The 20,832-nt window shown below is 49.9% G+C and carries 14 protein-coding genes and 1 tRNA gene; 6 read left to right on the top strand and 9 right to left on the bottom strand.

What is annotated here, in order from left to right:
• Window positions 1-15 precede the first annotated feature (15 nt).
• Window positions 16-90, top strand: a tRNA-Val gene (locus GS398_RS03600).
• Between the two features lie 82 nt (window positions 91-172).
• Here GS398_RS03600 and GS398_RS03595 read toward each other — a convergent pair.
• Window positions 173-1,063: a polysaccharide lyase gene (locus GS398_RS03595; protein ID WP_160905344.1), complete on the bottom strand. Its 891-nt coding sequence runs from the start codon at window positions 1,061-1,063 to the stop codon at window positions 173-175.
• Between the two features lie 426 nt (window positions 1,064-1,489).
• Between GS398_RS03595 and GS398_RS03590 the strand changes: the two genes are divergently transcribed.
• On the top strand, window positions 1,490-3,232 hold the full coding sequence (locus tag GS398_RS03590; RefSeq protein ID WP_160905343.1) for a sensor histidine kinase: 1,743 nt from the start codon (window positions 1,490-1,492) through the stop codon (window positions 3,230-3,232).
• Here the strand turns inward: GS398_RS03590 and GS398_RS03585 are convergent.
• The 5 genes from GS398_RS03585 to GS398_RS03565 form a co-directional block, all read right to left on the bottom strand.
• The gene (locus tag GS398_RS03585; RefSeq protein ID WP_160905342.1) at window positions 3,229-3,432 is read right to left on the bottom strand and encodes a KTSC domain-containing protein; all 204 of its coding nucleotides are present in this window, start codon (window positions 3,430-3,432) and stop codon (window positions 3,229-3,231) included. The genes GS398_RS03590 and GS398_RS03585 overlap by 4 nt on opposite strands.
• Before the next feature lie 350 nt (window positions 3,433-3,782).
• Window positions 3,783-5,330: a DHA2 family efflux MFS transporter permease subunit gene (locus GS398_RS03580; RefSeq protein ID WP_160905341.1), complete on the bottom strand. Its 1,548-nt coding sequence runs from the start codon at window positions 5,328-5,330 to the stop codon at window positions 3,783-3,785.
• A 4-nt stretch (window positions 5,331-5,334) separates the two neighbouring features.
• Window positions 5,335-6,378 (bottom strand): HlyD family secretion protein, encoded by a 1,044-nt coding sequence (locus GS398_RS03575; RefSeq protein WP_160905340.1) that lies wholly within the window; start codon window positions 6,376-6,378, stop codon window positions 5,335-5,337.
• Between the two features lie 2 nt (window positions 6,379-6,380).
• Complete coding sequence (locus tag GS398_RS03570; protein ID WP_160905339.1) at window positions 6,381-7,730, bottom strand: TolC family protein; 1,350 nt, start codon at window positions 7,728-7,730, stop codon at window positions 6,381-6,383.
• On the bottom strand, window positions 7,714-8,349 hold the full coding sequence (locus GS398_RS03565) for a TetR/AcrR family transcriptional regulator (protein WP_160905338.1): 636 nt from the start codon (window positions 8,347-8,349) through the stop codon (window positions 7,714-7,716). The genes GS398_RS03570 and GS398_RS03565 overlap by 17 nt, the downstream gene beginning before the upstream one ends.
• Window positions 8,350-8,471: 122 nt before the next feature.
• Between GS398_RS03565 and GS398_RS03560 the strand changes: the two genes are divergently transcribed.
• Window positions 8,472-10,952, top strand: coding sequence for a PIG-L family deacetylase (locus GS398_RS03560; RefSeq protein ID WP_160905337.1), 2,481 nt, complete (start codon window positions 8,472-8,474; stop codon window positions 10,950-10,952).
• A 112-nt stretch (window positions 10,953-11,064) separates the two neighbouring features.
• Complete coding sequence (locus GS398_RS03555; protein ID WP_160905336.1) at window positions 11,065-12,780, top strand: sodium:solute symporter family protein; 1,716 nt, start codon at window positions 11,065-11,067, stop codon at window positions 12,778-12,780.
• A 29-nt stretch (window positions 12,781-12,809) separates the two neighbouring features.
• On the opposite strand, the gene GS398_RS03550 is transcribed toward GS398_RS03555, so the two are convergent.
• The 3 genes from GS398_RS03550 to GS398_RS03540 all read right to left on the bottom strand — a co-directional run bounded on the left by GS398_RS03550 (window position 12,810) and on the right by GS398_RS03540 (window position 18,397).
• Window positions 12,810-13,652, bottom strand: a complete 843-nt coding sequence (locus tag GS398_RS03550; RefSeq protein ID WP_160905335.1) for a DUF2911 domain-containing protein — start codon at window positions 13,650-13,652, stop codon at window positions 12,810-12,812.
• Between the two features lie 99 nt (window positions 13,653-13,751).
• Entirely contained in the window at window positions 13,752-15,239 is a 1,488-nt protein-coding gene (locus GS398_RS03545; RefSeq protein ID WP_160905334.1) for a SusD/RagB family nutrient-binding outer membrane lipoprotein, read from the bottom strand.
• A gap of 20 nt (window positions 15,240-15,259) precedes the next feature.
• A complete protein-coding gene (locus GS398_RS03540) occupies window positions 15,260-18,397 on the bottom strand; it encodes a SusC/RagA family TonB-linked outer membrane protein (protein WP_160905333.1) in 3,138 nt (1,045 codons plus the stop codon).
• Between the two features lie 392 nt (window positions 18,398-18,789).
• On the opposite strand from GS398_RS03540, the gene GS398_RS03535 reads away from it, so the two are divergent.
• Window positions 18,790-19,143 (top strand): PadR family transcriptional regulator, encoded by a 354-nt coding sequence (locus tag GS398_RS03535; protein WP_160905332.1) that lies wholly within the window; start codon window positions 18,790-18,792, stop codon window positions 19,141-19,143.
• A 9-nt stretch (window positions 19,144-19,152) separates the two neighbouring features.
• Entirely contained in the window at window positions 19,153-20,727 is a 1,575-nt protein-coding gene (locus GS398_RS03530) for a PspC domain-containing protein (RefSeq protein WP_160905331.1), read from the top strand.
• Window positions 20,728-20,832: the final 105 nt, after the last annotated feature.

Genomic DNA, 20,832 nt, shown 5'->3' with positions numbered 1-20,832 from the left:
ACTTGCCCTGCTAATGGAGGCTTAGCTCAGTTGGTTCAGAGCATTACCTCGACAAGGTAAGGGTCGCTGGTTCGAGCCCGGCAGTCTTCACAATCTTTTTTTAGTGATCAGTAGCCAGTTCCCGCATGGCGTCATAAAGGAACACTGACTACTGATCACTGAAAGCTGGCTACTAGCTAATCTTATTCACCACCAAATTATCATAATACACATAATCTGTGGTAGATACTTTCCAGTACTCCTGGCTGCCGCCGCGGAAGGTATGGAAGGTTAATCCTTTAATAAGGCGCTGCGCGTCGTTGGTGGTCCAGCGGATGTCCTGGTCGAGAATGATCGTTCCATTGATCACGATCTGTACGTGGCCGTTAGTGCTGCTGCCCGTATTGCTTTTAATGTACAGGTGAACGTGGTACCATTGCCCTTTTACGAGTGCGCCGGAGGACGGATAGGAACGGCCGAATGATTCGCCGAACTCGGTAGGCTGATCTTTGTAGTACAGGTATGGCTGGAAGTAAACGCGGTTTGGATTCGAATCTGGCGAATACCACATCAGCCGCAACGAGCCGCCATTACCGTCCCAACCCGGATCGCCGCCGGTGTTACCTTCACCTACTGAGAAGCCGAAGCCGACTTTTCCGCCGCGTCCCCAGTTAAACTGGCTGTGGAACTTCACATCATAATCCATTTCGTAGGCGGAACCATCGGAGAGGTCGGTGTTAGAGATTAGCCCGCCTGCGCCTGAGAGCGCGTTAGGAAGCAGTGTTGCGCGGAGGCCGTTTGCTGTTTTGCCATTGGTGATGTATGCGCGGGAATCGTTCCAGCCGCTTACGTTGCCAAAATCAGTGCCTGCCTGTCCCGAGGTATAGGTTGAGCCGTTTGCCCGGTTTTCCCAGTTCAGCGAAAAGTCGCTTTTTATAGCGCTCACCGTGGCATTTCCTTTTGAGGCGATGCCGGAAGCTTCCGTCTCCGCGATCGCCGATTCCTTTTTGCAGGCGCTTCCCGCCAGGGTACACACCAGCATGACGCCGGCCACAGCCCGTTGTTGCATTGTTTTCCTGTTCATAACGTTTGTTTTAGTGGTTAAAATATATTGGTTAATAGTTTCGTGATCGGGGCCGGACAAACCGCAGCGCATCGCCAGCCTTGTCCCAGGGGAACAGGAATGTTTAACGGAATATTTTCCCCGGTGAGAGCGGGAATCTAGCGGACCAACAGGTCACATGGTTATAATCGGTCGATACAAATGTAACGTAACACAAACCGGAAAAGCAAGTTTAAAGTTTGCTAAATAACTGATAATTAGATAGTTGTGTACATGACTGATACGCTTAACCTGCACCTTGCGGCAATTTATAACGCGTTGATTTAATGCGGGATATGAAATATGGAAGGTCATATTTTAATACGTTCTGATCACAATCAAAAAAGCGCATATTTACGTATCCTTATTTCAGGTTATTCGTTCAATAGGTAATTTGCCGGGGCTTTTATGACATTTCAATTCAATGTATTTTCTGTAATCCTGCTCGTTTCGGGATCCCTGACATTGATCCTGGCATTTTTTCTGCTGAATAAACGTAAGGGTGTACGCATGCTGTGGGGCCTCATCATGCTTTGTGCAGCGGTTTGGGCGCTTACTTATGCACTGGAGTTGGCCAGTTCTACCCTGGAGGAGATATTGTTCTGGACAAACTTCGAGTACCTGGGCATTGCGCTTATTCCCGCTATCTGGATCCTGTTCATCCTCACGTTTATCGGCAAAGGGCATTGGCTTACGCCGAACGTGGTTTTCCTGATCTTCCTCGACCCCATCATCACGCTGTTACTGGTGTGGACTAATTCCTGGCATCACCTGCATTATGCGCGGGTTACGCTGGAGGCTTCCGGGCCGTTCCCCATGATCGGGCTGCAAAAAGGGCCCTGGTATTATGTGCATACCGCTTATTTTTATGTGATGCTGTCCTGGGGCATCTATCTCTTCAGCGCCAAGTTAAAGCATGCCGATCTACTTTACCGGCGGCAAAACATCATGGTGCTTATCGGTGCGCTTATCCCGTGGTTCGTAAACTTTATGTACCTGGTAGGGATCAGGCCTTTTAAAAACCTCGACCTCACGCCCTATGCCTTCATTATCACCTCGTTAACCATCGGTATCGCGTTGCTGCGCTTTCGTTTGTTTGATATCATTCCCATTGCCAGGGAAAAGATCCTGGAGGCGATTCCTGATGGCGTATTGGTGGTTGACGTGCATAACCGCGTGATCGATTCAAATCCTAAGATCAGGGAGATCTTTAATTTTTCGGGTCCCTCGCTGGTAGGCATCCCGGTAGGGAAACTGCTGGGTGAAGAATACCTGTCTGCATTGCCGCCGGAAACCGGCGATAATGCACATTCGGCAATTGAAGTGCTGGTTGGCGGACGTTTAAAATATTTTGCGGTAACCGGAACGCCGTTATTTGAACGGAACACCGTGTATAGTGGCCGGATATATCTCTTCCGGGAGATCACCGAGTTAAAAGAAAAAGAGGCCAACCTGGTGAACCTGAACGCATTAAAAGACCGCTTGTTTTCCATCATTGCGCACGATCTTCGCAGCCCGCTGCTAAGCCTGCTCGACCTGCTGCGCATGACCAATGAAAAAGTAGTGACGGAAGAGGAGTTTCATTCTTTTCTTCCTGATTTTATCCGGAATGTAGGTTATACCTCAAACATGGTCGAGAATCTGTTGCACTGGTCGAAAAGCCAGCTTAAGGGCGAGCAGATCAACCGGACGGACTTTGATTTCAGGGAACTGGTAGCTTCGGGAATTGCACAGTTGCGCGAGTCGGCCGAGAAGAAGGGGGTACGCATTGTGAGCAACCTGGGCGAGCCGATCATGGTGTACGCCGATCCCGACATGATCAGGGCGGTATACAGGAACCTGGTGTCTAACGCCATTAAGTTCTGCCGGCCGGGCGATGAGATCAGCATCCTCGCTTCGCGCAAAGACGGTCGCCTGGATGTTTGTATTAACGATACCGGCAGCGGCATCTCAGAAGAAGATATCGGTAAGCTGTTCCAGCTAAACCCCTTTACCCGCCGCGGCACCATGAACGAACAAGGCACAGGATTGGGTTTGCTCATCTGTAAAGATTTCCTGGAAAAGAACGACGGGTCTATCCGCGTAAAAAGCACCCTGGGGATCGGCAGCTCGTTCTGTTTTGACCTGCCGCTTAGCGGTGTCGGGCATTAATGTTTTTCCACCTTTTCGTAGTCATATTTTCCTTTGATAAAGAAGTTCAGGAATCTGCCTTTTGAACCGGCAATTTTTAGCTGCTTAAATACCTCTTCGGGCACCTGTTTATACTCATAGACTAACCCCGAAACATAACGGATAGTTAGTGCGAGCGATTGAGGATCGTAATCCATTGATGCAATCACAGACGACGGCATGGCTTTCCTTTCTCAAAATACCGGAAAAATCATGCCACGGTATTATTGCATGATAATTTCACTTTTATTTTGATCGAATTAGTTAAAAACCCTAACTTTATACATTAAGGTTGACCGATTTTTCCCACGGCATAATTGAAGCATCAATTAAAAAATACTACAGAACGCATCGTGCATCATAGTATAGCTTGGGGATTACAGGTTTTTTAATTGTTAATTTTTGAAGAACCGTCGTGTGGAGCCATGACGGTTCTTCATTTTATAGTATCCGGTGATCAATCAGTTGCCGGTAATCAGTTTCTTTATGGCGCTTTACCAAAACCGGTTATTGGCGACTGATCACTGGCGACTTAATGGGCGTCCACCGGCATCGCCACATTTTTCTTAAACTTCTGCAGGTACAATAACGGGATCGAAAGGAGCATGATCATACCGGCCAGCCAGTAGGCGTCGGTATAGGTAAGCAGCATGGTTTGCCGTACCACGGAGCCCTCGATCGCTTTCAGCGCCATTTTTTGTGCATCGAAATTCGAAAACCCTTTAGCCATAAATCCTGAGATCATTCCGTTCAGTTTTTGGGTATAAGCCGGGTTATAGACATTTACATGTTCCAGCAGTATGCTGCGGTGAAACGCTTGTCTTAAGTGGATGAGCGTGGTTAACGCCGCGATCCCGAACGAGCCGCCCAACTGCCTGCTCATGTTGTTTAAGCCAGAGCCCTGGCCGATCTCGGCCCCTTTCAGGTCCTGGATGGCCAGTGTAGTAAGCGGCACGAACAACAGCGCCATACCGACCCCGCGAATTACCAGCGGCCAGAAGAAGTCGCCGGTGCCCGATTGCAGCGTCGATTTGCTCAGCATAAAGCAGAACACGAAGAACAGGATCATGCCGCCCGTGGCCATAAATTGTGCCGGGATGCCTTTCTTTAACATTACGCCGATAAAAGGCATCATGGAGATGGTAACCAGCCCCCCGGCGATAAAGATCTTACCCGTTTGAAGCGGCGTGAAGCCGAGCAGGTTCTGGCAAAAGATCGGGAACACGAATACGCTTCCGTACAACCCGAACCCCAGCACGAACGAAGTGAACATGCCCACGGAGAAGCTCCGGTGCCGCAGGATCTTGAAATTCACGATCGGGTGGTCCGTACTCATTTCGCGCCAGATAAAGAAAATCAGGCCGAGTACCGACGAGATGGTGAGCGTAACGATGAGGCCGGACGACAGCCAGTCTTCGCTTTCGCCTTTCTCCAGCACGGTTTGCAGGCTTCCAACAGCCACGGCAAGTAAGGCGATTCCCCACCAGTCTACCGGCAGGCCCCGTCCGTCGCGCGGCGTTTCCCGTATAAATACATATGTACAGTAACCCGCCAGGATGCCTACAGGGATGTTTACGTAAAAGATCCACGGCCAATCGGCGCCTTCGAGAATGTAACCGCCTATGGTAGGGCCAAAAGTAGGGCCAACCACGGCGCCCAACCCGAACAGCGCGGTGGCGATGCCTACGTCTTCGCGCGGCCAGGTATCCAGCAGGATAGCTTGTGCGGTAGAGATCAGTCCGCCGCCCGCCAACCCCTGCAGGATCCGGAAAGCGATCAGCTCTTCCAGATTGGTGGCGTTTCCGCAAAGGAAGGAGGCCAGGGTAAAGATAATGATCGAAGTAAGGAAGTAGTTTTTACGGCCGAACCTGCTGCCCAGCCAGCCTGACATGGGCAGAATGATCACGTTTGCTACCGCATACCCGGTTGATAACCAGGCGACGTCTTCCAGCGTAGCGCCCAGGTTTCCCTGTATTTGAGGGATCGCCACGTTCACAATGGTGGTATCGATCAGCTCCAGCAATGAAGCCGTGATCACCGTGAACGTGATAACCCATTTTTTTAAACCCTTTTCGGCCATTTTTTTAGTTATTTACAAGTACGGATACCTTCACGCTCATACCGGGACGAAGCCTCGCCATCAGGTCTTTTCCGCCTTTAAGTTTGATCTTAACGGGCACACGCTGCACCACTTTAACGAAATTACCCGTAGCATTATCTGGTGGAAGCAAGGCAAACTTGGCACCGGTAGCCGGTGAGAAATTGTATACTTCGCCTTCTACTTTTTCATCGGGGAAGGCATCGATCTTTACTTCTACTTTTTCGCCCTCTTTCAGCTTTTCGAGCTGGGTTTCTTTAAAGTTGGCAGTAATGTAGAGGCTTGAGTTATGTACTACCGAAAACAGTGTCTGGCCGGCCTGTACCAGCTGTCCTTTTTGCACGTTCTTTTTCGAAACGATCCCGGTAGTGGGCGAAACGATATCGGTATAACTCAGCTGGAGGCGCGCATAATCGATGTCCGCCTGTTTCTGGTCTACGCCGGTATTGGTAACCGCCAGTTGCGAACGGGTGGTGCTTACCTGTTCCAGCGCGGCTTTATACTGGTCTTCCGCAGCTTTCAGATCGGCGTCGGCCGATTCTTTTTCGGCCCTGGCCTGTTCAAATTGCTGCTGGGTGATCGATCCGTCTTTTACCAGGTTAGAGTAGCGCTCGAAATCTTTCCCGGCTTTCCATACCCTGATCTTTGCTTTTTCGATGTTCGCTTTTGCGGTAACGGAATTTGCCGCCGTAGCGGAGATCTGCGATTGCGAAACGCCGATGTTAGCGCTGGCTCCGCGGGAGGCGGCTTCTGCCTGCTCCAGCTTGATGGCATAGTCGCGCTTGTCGAGTTTCACGAGCAGTTGCCCGCTCGTTACCTGCTGGTTCTCTTCAAACAGGATAGAGTCTACATACCCGCCTACGCGGGCAACCACGGGGCTGATGTCGCCGTCGATCTGCGCGTCATCGGTGTCGACGTGTTTGGTCATGTATATATATTCGCGCACCCCAAAGACGGCGCCGATAAGGAGCACGATTCCGAGGACGATCGGGATTACTTTGTTTGATTTTTTCTTCTCGTTGGTTTCCATTATTAATTTGTTTGGGCTTGGGTGATAGTTCCGGTTGATTTTAAGAGGTTGTACCAGGCCAGTGCGGCATCGGCTTTAGCCAGCTCGAGGTTGATCTGCGCCTGGAACAGTTGGGTACCTGCGTCTACGCGGTCGGTGACCGATGCAACGGAGTTCCGATATTTTGATTCGAGTATTTTATCGTTTTCGGTGGCTTGTGTCACCTGCGTTTCGTAAATGCGGATGCGGTCCAGCGCGCCGCGGTAGTTCTGGTAGTTGCGGTTCACATCGGTTTTTACCTGGTCTACAGACAGTTCGCGACCGATCTCCGCTTCAGTTTTCTGGATCCTGGCGCCTGCGATCTTGTTCTTGTTCATCCATAGCTTATCGAAGTTCCAGGAAACGGTTGCGCCAATGGAGATAGGAAGCACGAAGCTGTTGCTTACGGGGAACACCTTACCGCCAGCATTGATATAGTACAGGTTGGCGCCCACGCCGATGGTGGGGTACTGGTCGGCATGGATGAATTTAATGTTGGTTTCGGCGATCCTGGTGCGCAGGTCGGCTGTTTTTACTTCCTCCCTACGGGTAAGCGCCGAATCGATATAAGCGGCAAGCTGCTGGTTGTGGCTGCCTTTATCCATGAAATCGGCTACCACCAACTCGGTATTTTCGGGCAGGCCGAGTAATACGTTCAGATCGTAGTTCACGATCCGGCGATTCGATTCGAGGTCGATGCCGGTAACCTCCACGTTGCTTTTTTGCAGCTGGAAACGGAGTACGTCGTTCCTGGTTACCACGCCCTGGTCGAAAAACCGGGTGGCTTGTTTCAGTTGTTTATCGGCCGATTCGAGGTTCTGTCTCACTACTTCCTTACTTTGCTGTACCTTATAAAGGTTGTAGTAAGCGCTGATGATGCCGTAGATCACGTTGTCTTTATCTTGCGTGGCATCCGCACGGGCGATGCTGGTAAGCAGTTCCGTAGATTCGCGCGCATAGCGAAGCTTATTGCCGGCAAACAGTAGTTCCTGTACCGAAACGGTGCCGATAAAAGCGTCGGCCCGGTTGGGAAGATGGATCGGGTCGCCATCGCCGATCCTGAGCGTATTGGTGGGAATCTCCGCGTGATTATAGGCATAACTTGCCTTGGCGGAAGGCAGCACGTTGTCTTTTGCCTGGTTGTATTCGGAAATGGCAGCATCGATCCGGGCCTGCGAAAGCTTCAGGGTCTTGCTGTTTTCGAGTCCAAGGCGAATGGCTTCGGCCAGGGTGATGGTTTTGGTGGTTTGTGCGTCTGCCCGGGAAACCAGGAGTGCCGACAGCAGTATAAGAACTGCTTTTCCCCGGACGCTAAAATTAAGCTTTGATATCATGTTTGGTTAAGTGTGCTTTAAGGAGGTCGTGTAAATGTTTTTTTATTCGCGGCTTTATTTCCTGGATCACCAGGGGGTCGCGCAAGTCTTTGCCGAATAGTTTAGAGGCAAGCAGCGATGCATTGGCAATGTAGTACTTGGTGCCGAAAATGCTCGCTACGGTAAACTCGGTATCCACCGCCCGAAAGGTGCCGTTGGCGATCCCTTCGTTAATAATGCGGCGCACCTCGTTGGCGTTTGCCAGCAGGCTGTCGGTAATAAACTCGGCCATTTCGGTGCGGGGGAGCGTTAGCTCACGGTGGATCAGCTGCGAGAAACAATTATCGGCCATAATGCGGTCGGTATACATATCTATGCAGGTCTCCAGTTTTTCCCACGAGGAGATGTCCTTGTCGTTGAGCTCTTCGAGCGACTGGCGGAAAACACCCAGCCGGCGCTCGAGCACCGCTTTAAAGACGCCTTCTTTCGAACCGAAATAATAACTGAGCATGGCCATGTTCACCGCCGCCTCCGCAGCGATAGAACGGGTAGAAGCGCCATCGAATCCCATTGCCGCAAATAGCTTTTCGGCAGCATCGAGGATCGCCTCTTTTTTCCTGTCCGTTTTTTCTGTTATCATAATTCGGATGCAAAATTAATCAAGCGATTGATTTTTTATTAATCAATCGATTGATTAATATTTTAATGACAGTCGGGTGACGATCGGGGGGCGAGGTTGTTAAAAAATCCTATTTTAGTAACATGAAACCTGCGTCACTTTTTTTTGCCGCTTTGCTGCTTAGCACCGCTTCTTATTCGCAAACCGTGTCCAAACCCGGCCCCCTGCCTCCTGCGCTTGGCCTTACCTCGCCGCAGCTCAACGCGGCCGAGATCAAGCTGGCGCTAAAGAAGCTGGATGTGGTAGGCAGCGTGCTATATGTAGCCGCGCATCCTGACGATGAGAACACCCGGCTGCTATCGTGGCTCGCAAAAGAGAAGCTGTACCGTACGGGGTATTTGTCGCTCACGCGCGGCGATGGCGGGCAAAACCTGATCGGGAACGAGCAGAGCGAGCAGCTCGGCCTTATCCGTACCCAGGAACTTCTCGCCGCCCGGCGGATGGATGGCGCCGAGCAGTTTTTTACCCGCGCCAACGATTTCGGTTTTTCTAAAACGGCCGGGGAAACCCTGAGGATCTGGAACAAGGAACATATCCTGGCCGATATCGTATGGGTGATCCGCAAGTTCAGGCCCGATGTGATCATTACCCGGTTTACGGACGATGCCCGGGCGGGCCACGGGCATCACCAATCATCGTCCATTCTCGCCCAGGAAGCTTTTTCGGCAGCTGCCGATCCGGCCAAATTTCCCGAACAACTTAAATATGTGAAAATATGGCAGGCGCGCTGTATCCTGCTTAACGGGTTTAACGGCGCAACGGCTTCGGGAACGCCGTTAAAGATCGATATCGGGCAATATAATAAGCTGCTGGGAAAGGGCTACGGCGAAATCGCGGCGCAAAGCCGTTCGAACCACAAAAGCCAGGGTTTTGGCAGCGCGAGCCAGCGGGGCACGGCAACGGAGTCATTTAGTTTATGGAAAGGCATTATGCCAACTACCAGTTTAATGGATGGGGTGGAAACCAGCTGGAGCCGGGTGCCAGGTTCATCGAAAATACAGTCGCTGATCAGCCAGTTGAATAAAGAGTTTGACGCAGAGAACCCGGATAGGTCTGTTGCCGGCCTCGTTCAGTTACTTACCGAACTGGAGGGGTTGAAAGACGATTATTGGAAGGAGCTGAAAATTAAAGAAGTCAAAGACCTGCTGCTAACCTGTGCCGGGTTATGGTTCGAAAGCTATGCTGATCGCCCAACCTATGCGGTAACCGACAGCGTGAACGTAAATACCCAGGTGATCAAACGTTCGCCGGTACCGGTGCGGCTTAATTATGTTAACCCGGGCTTAACTGCGGGAAAAATAGCAGACGTGGCCGAAAATCAGCCGCTGTCGTACAACGCCCGCATGGGTGTCTCGAAACTGACGCAGCCCTATTATCTTGAAAAGCCGCATCCCATTGGTGAATATACCGTTGACGACCCGCTCCTGATCGGTCACCCTGAAAACCCTGACCAGTTACTGGTCGATTTCTCGTTTGTGATAGCGGGTAAGCAGGTAAGCTACCGGAGGCCGGTGGTATATAAGTTCGCCGACCAGGTAAAAGGAGAGATCTACCGTCCACTGGAAATTACGCCGCCCGTTACGGCCATGCTGAGCAAGAAAGTGCTGCTGGTGGCGGATAACCAGCCGAAGGAGCTCACCGTTTCGCTGAAAAGTTATAAAAACAATGCCACGGGTGTGTTAACCCCTGTACTGTCCGAAGGCTGGAAAGTGGAGCCAGCTTCTGCGAAATTTACGTTAGCCAGCGCGGGCGATCAGCAGAATTTTAAGTTTATGGTCACTTCATCCGCTAAGGCGGAACCGGGGAAACTGGTGGCTAGCGTAACGGTCGACGGCAAGGACTACACCAAAGAGATCAAAACCATCCAGTACGATCATATTCCTGCCATCACTTATTTCCCGGAAGCGGAGGCAAAGCTGGTAAAGCTCGACCTGAAACTCGGCGGCAGGAAGATCGGCTATCTTGCCGGCGCGGGCGATCTCGTTCCCGAGATGCTTACCCAGGTGGGCTACCAGGTGACCATGCTTACCGACGACCAGGTGATGAACGGCGACCTTTCTGCGTACGATGCCATCGTTACCGGCGTGCGAACATATAACGTGAATGCGCAGATGCGCTATGAACAACCGAAATTACTCAGTTACGTAGAGAACGGCGGCACGCTGGTTGTACAGTATAATGTTAACAGGCCCTTGGTAATGAACCAGGTAGGTCCCTATCCGTTTAGCATTGGCTCAGAGCGCGTAACAGAGGAAGATGCGAAAGTAACGCTGCTTCAACCGGAACACCCGCTGCTTAATTACCCGAACAAGATCACGGTGAAGGATTTTGATGGCTGGATACAGGAGCGCGGCATTTATTTTCCTACGGCGATCGATCCCAAATACCAGTCGTTATTATCGATGGCAGACAGGGGAGAGAATACCGGCAGCGGCTCGCTCATCGCCGCCGATTATGGGAAAGGAAGGTTCGTATATACTTCGCTGGTTTTCTTCAGGGAGCTGCCCGCGGGTGTACCGGGCGCTTACCGGTTATTTGTAAACCTTATGGCTAAGAAACAGTAATGGATAAAGACCTTCCCCCTTTCATCAAGTCCTGGCCTTCGTTTTACCGCTTATTGGTGATCGTATTGGTACTGCTCATCGTTTTCTTTTACTTTTTTAACCAGTACTTCGCATGAGCGTGGTCGATTGGGTGGTGCTGGCGGTAACCCTGCTTACTATTGTTGGATATGGGGTGTATAAAAGCCGCGCCACAGAAAGCATGCACGGATACCTGCTGGGCAACCAGTCTCTTCCCTGGTATACGGTGTGCCTCTCCGTAATGGCTACCCAGGCCAGCGCCATTACCTTTTTATCGGCGCCGGGACTGGCTTATTCAACCGGCATGGGGTTCGTGCAGTTTTACTTCGGGCTGCCGTTGGCAATGATCGTGCTCAGCATCACCTTCATCCCGATCTTTCACCGGCTAAAGGTATATACGGCTTACGAGTTTCTCGAAACGCGTTTCGATCTTAAAACGCGTGCGCTCACGGCTTTCCTGTTCCTGGTGCAGCGGGGGTTATCCACCGGTTTCGCGATCTACGCGCCCGCCATTATTTTGTCGGTTATCCTGGATATCGATACTGTTTACACCACGCTCTTTATTGGCGGCCTGGTGATTTTTTATACCGTTTATGGCGGTACCAAGGCGGTTTCGTATACGCAGATGCTGCAGATGGGGATCATTTTCTCCGGCTTATTTATCGCCGGGGTAATGATCGTAAAGCTGCTTCCCCCGGATGTAGGCTTTGGTAAGGCATTGCACATCGCCGGTAAAATGGGTAGGACCAGGGTGCTGGATTTTCATTTTAGTAAAGACAATTTTTACAGCGTATGGAGCGGGCTTATCGGCGGTTTTTTCCTCCAGCTATCTTATTTCGGTACGGACCAGAGCCAGGTGGGACGTTACCTCACCGGCGCCTCCATTGGCCAAAGCCGCATCGGGTTGTTAATGAACGGCTTGCTAAAGATACCGATGCAGTTCCTGATCCTCCTGATCGGGGTATTGCTCTTCTCTTTTTACCAGTATCACCAGCCGCCGGTATTTTTTAATAAGTATGAGCTCGGCAAGCTGGAGAAGAGTACGCACCGGCAGGAGCTACAGGAGCTGAAGACCGCCTATTCCGCCGTTTTTAACGATCGTACGAAGCGGGTCGGTGAGCTTACAGCAGCATTAGATCGCGGCGACCAGCAGCAGGTAAACCGCAGCCGCAATGAACTCAAGGCCGCCGACGATTCTGCAAAAGCGATCAGGGAACAGGTAGGCGTATTGATGAAAAAGTATGATGCCGATGCCAACACTAACGACAACAACTACATCTTTTTAAGTTTCGTAACCGGGTATTTTCCCCGGGGACTGGTAGGTCTCCTGGTAGCGATCATTTTCCTCGCTTCGATGGGGTCCACTTCGAGCGCGCTTAATTCACTCGCTTCTACTTCTGTGGTAGACATTTACAAGCGACTGGTAAAAAAGGACGGCCCGGACGGGCATTATATCCTGGCGTCGCGGGTGTCTACGGTGATCTGGGGTGTATTTTGCGTGATCATGGCCCTGTATGCTTCGCGCCTTGGTAACCTGATCGAGGCGGTAAATATTCTCGGTTCCCTGTTCTATGGCACCATATTAGGTATTTTTGTAGTAGCGTTCTATTTTAAAAAGCTGGATGGTACCGCCGTTTTTATTGCTGCCGTTATCAGTGAAGTGGTGATATATGTGATCCACCGCATGGAGATCATCGCCTATTTATGGTATAACCTGCTGGGATGTGCGTTGGTGATCGGTATTGCGTATACCGTACAATACCTGTTTATAGCAAAAGAGAAACCGGCAACGGGCAATGAAAGGAAATGACATTGCCCGTTGGGATATAATGAAGAGAACTATTTGGCTTCTTTAATTACGTTTCCGTTCAGGCGCACGTATTCATCGTTTTTGTTGGCTTTCGCAATTTCGGCTCCGGCCGTTGCCGTGGCGATGGCGCCCGCTTTGTCGCCCGCTTTTAACTGGATGCGGGCTTTCCAATATTTAATATACTCCGCTTTAGGGTTTGCGGCTTCGGCGGCGTTTGCCCATTCCAGGGCTTTGTTAATGTCCTTGTTGTAATCGTAATAATACTGTGCGGCCTGGAGATAGGGCTTTTTGTCGGTAGCCATGGCTTTTTCGATCTGGGCCATCACTTCGGTGTCGAAATCGGTGGTTAAGCCGATGTTGATCTGCGTATTTTCCCAGGCGAGCTGCAGCGTACACGAGCCTGCGAATACGTCGGCAAACTGCATGGTAAACGTTTCTGTTTTCGCTTTCATTTTAACGGGTTTTACGGTAAAGCGGAGCAGGTCGTCAGACTCCTTATAGGTATAGGCACCCCATTGTTTGGCATTCTTGTTCAGGATGACGGTCCATTCGCTCTTACCGGGAATGCTAAACAAGCCGTACTCGCCTGCGGGAACGGCGTGTCCCGCTATCGTTACGTCGTGGCTGAACTGCAGGATCGTTGCATTGTTCGCGCCCGTGCGCCATACTTTCCCGAAAGGCTCCATCGCACCGAATACAGCGCGTCCTTTTACGTTCGGACGCGAGTAGGTGAGCGTGATCTTGCCCATGCCGAATTCCTGGACGATCGTTTGCGTACTGCTTGGCGCCGGCATTTTAAGCTGTGCCTGTGCGGCCAGGTTGAACATCACGGCCGAAAACAGCACAAAGGAGAATTTAACAGGTGTTCTCATAATTTTAAATTAAGGTTTGTCGAAATTACGGTTTAAAAGGCAAAAAAAAACCGCCCCGGGATCCATTCCCGGGGCGGTTCTATACTTGACTAAGTGGTACTACGGTTTGTCCCACCATACGCGGGTAGCCAATTCATCAGGACCCTGGCGGGCCACCACGGCATCGTAGTTAGCTTTGTTAAGCTCTTTCTCTGCCGCTACATAAACCTGGCGTCTTGGAATCTGTTTGTCAATGCTTTGTGCATTCGGGCTTGGGCTAAGTGTCGGGAAGCCTGTTCTCCGGAAATCCGCCCATGCTTCGTAGCCATAACCCATGTAGGTAGAGATCCATTTCTGGGTGATGATCTGTTTGATGCCATTGGCAGGATCGTAAGGAACACCTGTGGCAGCGAGGTAAGTAGTCGCGTCGGCGGCGGCAACACCGTTAGCGGTCATCGAAGACTGGATACCGATCACGTACTGCGCGGCGGCCTGTACATCGTCAGGCGCACCGGTGATCCAACCCAATTTGTAAGCCTCCGCTTTAGCAAAAGCTACCTGGCTGTAGGTGTAGATCGCAACGGGAGAGTTCTGCAGGCGGAATTTTGAACCGATCAGCGAAATGTTGCCCGGGGCTAGCAGGTTTCCAGGGGTATACGAAGCTGCTGCAGCGGCCTGGGTGATCCCGTACGGCATGCCTACGTAAGTACCTGCACTGGTCTTTTCAGCGTAAACCGGTAAACGTGGGTCGTTATTGGCTTTGAGCGCATCAACGACGGTTTTGCTGATCGAGTAATCATATCTCTTAGACACCTCGTAGTTGTTGTAGATATTGTTCTCGTTAGCAGACTCAGCAAGGTAAGCGTAAGAAATGTTATCGGCGTTTGATGCTAACACGCCAGCTGTCAGCGCTGCATTAAATTCCGCTTTACCGGTTGTCGGATCAATTTTCGATAATCTTAAGCCCATATACATACGCATGGTGTTGGCAAACAATTTCCATTTAGCAGTATTGCCTCCGAAGAGGATGTCCCCGCTTATGGTGCCCGCTTCGAATTGTGCCACAGATTCTTTCAGCTCTTTGAACAAAGAGGTGTAGATAGATTGCTGTGTGTCGAATGCAGGAGTTACGTCGTTTATTCCCTGCAAAGCCTCGGAGTAAGGGATGTCTCCGAAGCGGTCTGTGAGGTTCAAAAAGAAGAATGCCCTCAGGATCCTTGCAGCCGCGATCTGGTTGGCGTTGGTACCGCCTGAAAGTACGTTCGCAAGGTCACCTTTAGTAGCGGCATCTGTGTTTAACTTGATGATCGTTGTTAAGTCGTACAAAGGACCGTTGTACACACTACTGTAATCATAGATCTTGGTGTTGTACCGCGACTCGGAAGTGTATAACGTTTCAGACAAGTGCTGAATATATAAACGCGGCGCCGGGGCGGATATCACCCCTGCAACAGATCGCTCTGCGTTGGTAAGCAATAACTTGGTGATTATTTTATCCGGTGAATTTGGGCTGACGTTGATGTCACCGAAATCACCCATATCGCAGCTGCTTACCGAAGTAGCCAAAGCGACCACAGCGATGTATTTTATGAATTTTATTTTCATCATTTCTGTTTTTAATAGATCAGTTAGAATGTAACTTTCAGATTAAGACCAAAGGTCCTGGTACCGGGCAGCTGACCGCCTTCCATGTAGTTACCAGCTGATTCTGAAGGATCGATACCGGGAGCGGCTGAATAGATCAACCATGGGTTGCGGGCAACGAGACCGACATTCACTGCGGTTGCTTTCATTTTCTGTGCGATCGACAATGGCAGCCTGTAGCCCAGTGAAACTTCTCTCAGTTTAACATAAGTAGCTTTGTAAGTGTATTCATCCCATACATAAGGGATATATCCTTCATAATAATCCCTGGTATCAATGTAAGTAGCATTTGGTTTGCCATCTGAAGCACGGATACCTTCGATCAGGATACCGCCGCCAGCGGCAGGATCATCCCTTTTTGGATTACCTTTCGCGTTCAGGCCGGCAGTTTCAGCCGCAAGGCCCGAGCCATGTAAGTTTTCCTGGGTAACGGAAGTGATCTTTCCGCCAACCTGCAGGTCCATAGAAGCAGCAAGGCTGAAGCGTTTGTAATCAAGCGACGTTGCCAAACCACCGGTGTATTTCGGGATATAGGTACCGATGTTGGCATCTTTTTGGATAATTGGATATCCGTCGTCGTCAATCAGCTTATTGCCCGCATCATCGCGTTTGATCCTGTCGGTAGTAAGAGCACCCCATGACTGGCCTACGAACCTGTTAACCGTGATACGTGGAGTTCCGGTGTAACCGAAGCTTCCGCCAACAAAGTTTTTAGAGTCGGCATAAAGGCTAACGATCTTATTGCGGTTGATACCGATATTGGCGGTGAAATCCCAGGTGACATCTTTGCCTTTAACCGGAACACCGCCGAGAGTGAACTCATAGCCATGGTTTGCGATCTCGCCGGCATTAACCAACGCAGAAGAGAAACCTGAGCTTGAAGGCAGGGTCAGCTGGATAATCTGGTCCTTGGTGGTACGATCGTAATAGTTGAAGTTAAAAGTGATCCTGTCTTTCAGGAAGCGAAGATCGATACCTGCCTCGTACGAGTCAGATAACGTTGGCTTCAAGGCCTGGTTAGGGATCGAGTTCGGTACTGAAAGTGACGGAGTAGTTCCGTAAAGACCGGTTGCGCTATACGTCTGGTAGATATTGTAAGCGCCGATATCGGAACCTACGCGGCCTACCGAAGCGAAGATCTTACCGAATGAAAGAATATCTTTATTCTTCATCAGTTCGGTAAATACGAAAGAGGTAGAAACACCGCCATACAGGTACGAGTTCGCATCGTTAGGAAGTGAAGACGACCAGTCATTACGAACGTTCACATCCAGGAACAGCATGTCTCTGTAACCGGCTGACCCGAATCCGTAAAGGCTTCTTACTTTTTTGTTAACCAGTGAGTTAGAAGTCGTAGGACGGTCTTTTGTAGCCGCGATATTGAAGAAGTTAGGAACGGTGAACCCGCCTGCAGTGCTTTCCGAAAGGTCTTCACTGTGGTTGATCCTTAACTCACCGTACAGACCGCCTTTTAAAGAGAATTTCTCAGTAAGGTTTTTATTGTACAGGATGTCTGCAACGTAGTTATTTTCCCTGTCGCGCGAGGTAGAGGTACCGAAACGCTCTAACACCAATGTGCCTGAGGCAACGCGGGAATCAGAGTACCCGTTGGAAAAGTTTCCTTTTGCGGTGAACTCAGCTGTCAAACCAGGCAGGAAGTTGTAAGAAGCCTGGAGGCTACCGAACATCCTTGAGCTGTTGTTGTTCGCCACGTTGGCGTAAGCTTCGGTATACGGATTATCCCAATATTTAGGGGCAAGGTTACGGATACCGGTAATGTTCCAGGTAGTATAAGTACCGTCGGGGTTTTTGTAGTTTTTAAGCTTATCGATGCGGATATCCCTGTGGAACCACTGGTTAAATGAACCCGCAGTCTGGGTACCGTATCCTTCGGCCGGACGGTTAAAGTAACGGATGGTGTTAAAGTTGATCTGGCTGCTCAGCGTTAATTTGCTGACCGGTTTAAATGAACCGTTAAAACCAACGCGGTTCTGATCGGCACGGGTATTTGGAGAAATACCGGTACGGTTAATGTTCGTGTAAGAAACACGGGCATTGTACTTTTCGCTGGCCGAAGAGAAGGCAACGTTCGAGTTGTTCTCAACACCGGTTTCGTAGAATTCTTTTACGTTGTTTTTCTGGGCGACGTACGGCTGTGATTTACCGAAATCAGAATCGTACTTGTTTAATGCATACCACGGAATGAAGGGCTGACCGTCAAATTTAGGTCCCCAGCTCTCATCGGTGGCAAAATCATGGTAACGAACGCCATTTAATCCTGCTAAACCCGGATTGTCGGTAGCCGCATTGTAAGTGAAAGTCGACCAGCTCGTAGAACCACCGCCACCGTACTCATTCTGGTACTCAGGTAAGGTACCCACGGTCTCGAGGGTGGTTGAGTGGTTAACTTCGATGCCAACGCCTTTTTTAGCGGCTTTTTTGGAAGTTACCACTACCACGCCGTTATCGCCGCGCTGTCCATAAAGGGAAGTAGCCGCAGGGCCTTTCAGCACGGTCAGGTCAGCTACGTCGTCAACGTTGATGCTGGTTGAAGGAACAACCACGCCGTCAACTACATAAAGAGGCTCGACGCTTCCGCCGATGCTGTTAGTACCGCGGATCCTGATAGAAGAAGTGCCGAAACGTGCGCCCGATCCGCCAAGGATCTGTACGCCGGCAATCTTACCTGCGATAGCCGTGTTTAGATCCGGCTGCTTGGTAACGCTGATTTCTTCCGCTTTAAGTCCCTGTGCGGCATAGCCTAACGACCGCTCTGAACGTGTAATACCGAGCGCCGAAGTAACTACTACTTCACTTAACACAGTTGCATCTGCTACCAGCACCGCATTTACGCGCGTGTTAGATCCTGCTGCGATTTCGAGCGGGGTATAACCGATAAATGTGAATACAAGGGTGGCATTTGCAGGCACAGATAACGAGAACATCCCGTTTCCGCCTGTTGAGGTACCGGCATTAGTACCTTTAACTCTAACACTAACCCCGGGAAGGGGCAAGCCATCTTCTTTTGCTGTTACGGTTCCAGTAACTGTGCGTTCCTGGGCAAAGGCATACGAGCCTAATAAGCACAGAAATAGCACACACTTAAGTAAATTCTTTCTCATACGCTAATAGTTTAGAATTTTTTGTGAACTCTAAATATGAAGTATAAAATTTATAAAGCCAAATAATTTTTTTTGATTTACAATTTTTGAATGGTTTTTATATGAAAAATTAAAAAAATATAGCGTTTAAAAATTAATTTAATTCTTCGCATACCTTAAAATAGGTAAATCTCACCCTTGTCGCCGGGTTGCAGAATCTTTTTTCGCCTTTTTGCTGCTTCCCCTCCCTATTGTTCCTTTAATCCGCGATAACGGCGAATATCTGCGCAGGCGGACGGCGTTGGCCAATTTTAGCTGGAAACCAGGCCAGGCAATTTGTCTTCCTGCGAGATCGAAAAATATTTTAGTACTATGTATTGCATAATACAATCTTAAACATATATCTTTGCTATATGATAGTCGAAAACACCCAAACCCAAATGAGGAAGGGAATACTGGAGTACTGTATTCTCTCGATAATTTCCCGGGGGGAGATTTATGCCTCTGATATAATCAGCGAGCTGAAAAAGGCTCGCATGCTGGTAGTAGAAGGAACTTTATATCCCTTGCTTACCCGTTTAAAAAATAACGGCCTGCTAAGTTACCAGTGGATCGAGTCTACGTCAGGCCCGCCCCGCAAGTATTACGTGCTTTCGCAGGCAGGAAAAGAGGTGTTGACGCACCTTGACAACACCTGGGCCGAGCTGGCCTACGCCGTAAACACTTCCATCGAGGGAAGGGATATCAATATTACCCGAACTAAATAAAACAACGCCATGAACAAAACCATCATCATAAATATGAACGGCATCATTTTTCACATTGAAGAGGATGCTTACGATAGCCTTAAAAATTACATGGCCGCTATTAAGCGCCATTTCGCCTATACCGCAGACAGCGAGGAAATTGTAACCGACATCGAAAGCCGCATTGCCGAGATGTTCTCGGAGCTGCTCGAGGCGGAGAAAAAGCAGGTAGTCGTATTAAAAGATGTAGAATCCATCGTTGCCCAAATGGGTTCGGTTTCTGATTTCGAAAGTGCCGAGGATTCGCCTGCGCAGGAAGAGATCTACGTAAAACCTTCCCGTAAGCTGTTTAAAGATCCCGACCACCGGTTAATTGGCGGAGTATGCTCGGGTATTGCCCATTATTTTGGTATCGACGTTAAGTGGGTGCGCCTTATTTTCCTGCTCCTGCTGTTGCCGGGCGGTTCAGGGATGTTGATCTACATCATCTTCGCCATTGTGATGCCTAAAGCCAATACCCGCGCAGAGCGGATGGAGATGAAAGGCGAGCCGGTAACGCTGCACAATTTCAAGAAGAACTTTGACGAGGAAGCAGGAAGCGGCAGGCAGCTGCATGAGTTCAGGAGCAAAGGAGTTATCGCCGAGTTTTTTACCTTCCTGGAAAAGTTCTTTGGCGGTACCCTCAAGATCCTCGTAAAACTTGTGAGTTTGTTCATCATTATCACCGGAAGCATCGCGCTGCTCTCCGTATTCGTCATGCTATTTATGCTGATGGGGTTCGCCAGCAATCCAAACCCGGATATTGCGCCTTTCGTAGCTGCTATTAATCCCGAATACCAATCGCCGCTTTACTTCAGCGCCTTTGTGCTTACCGGCATCCCATTGGTAGCGCTCGTCCTCTTCGCGGTGCGTGTGCTTACTAATTACAAGGTCCTTACCCGCACAGGTTCTTTCGCCATGCTTATTATCTGGCTCACCGGGCTGGGTACCGGGTTATATTATGGCACCAGGCTGGCGGCAGAGTTCTCTGACGAAGCTACATTTACCGAGCAGATTGACGTTGCGCCTTTCCCGGTATATCACCTCAAGCTGGACGACTCGCGGATCATTACCCACGAAGACAGCGTAGCCTATAATATGGATAAACATCCGCGCAGGCGGATCGTGATAGGGCACAGGAACATCGAGATCCCGGAAGTCCGTTTGTTCATCGAAAGAACCGACGAGATAAGCGTCCCTACCCTTACGGAAAAGTTCGAATCGCGCGGTTACGACTTTGAGAACGCGTTAAATAATGCACGGCAGATTACCTACCGTTTTAAGCAGACAGGTTCCGTGCTGGAGTTCGGTGTGGGCGGCCTCACCGGGAAACGTGCGCGCTGGCGCGGACAAGAAGTTACGCTTACCCTCCGCGTACCAAAAAACACCCGGCTGATCATAGACGGCAACCTGGAATGGTACCTGCGTAATTACAGCTTATGGGAGTGTATGCCCGAAGGAAGCAGTTACCAGACACCCACCGAATGGATAATGACCGACAAAGGGATGAAATGTGCCAACGACAGCCTGGCAACAGATAATGAACAAGAAGACGATGAACAATAGGTATTCTCTTTCTTAGCGCAGCGCAACACGTTCAACAGTATCGTGTATGGTTAATTTGAATTAGTTTGTAACCATTGTTTCCGTTTTATCGTCAAAGATGCGGAT

Source organism: Hufsiella ginkgonis (genome assembly GCF_009834915.1).
Classification (GTDB): Bacteria; Bacteroidota; Bacteroidia; order Sphingobacteriales; family Sphingobacteriaceae; genus Hufsiella; species Hufsiella ginkgonis.
The sequence above is the reverse complement of the archived record's forward strand: the minus strand, read 5'-3'. Positions and strand labels throughout refer to the sequence as shown.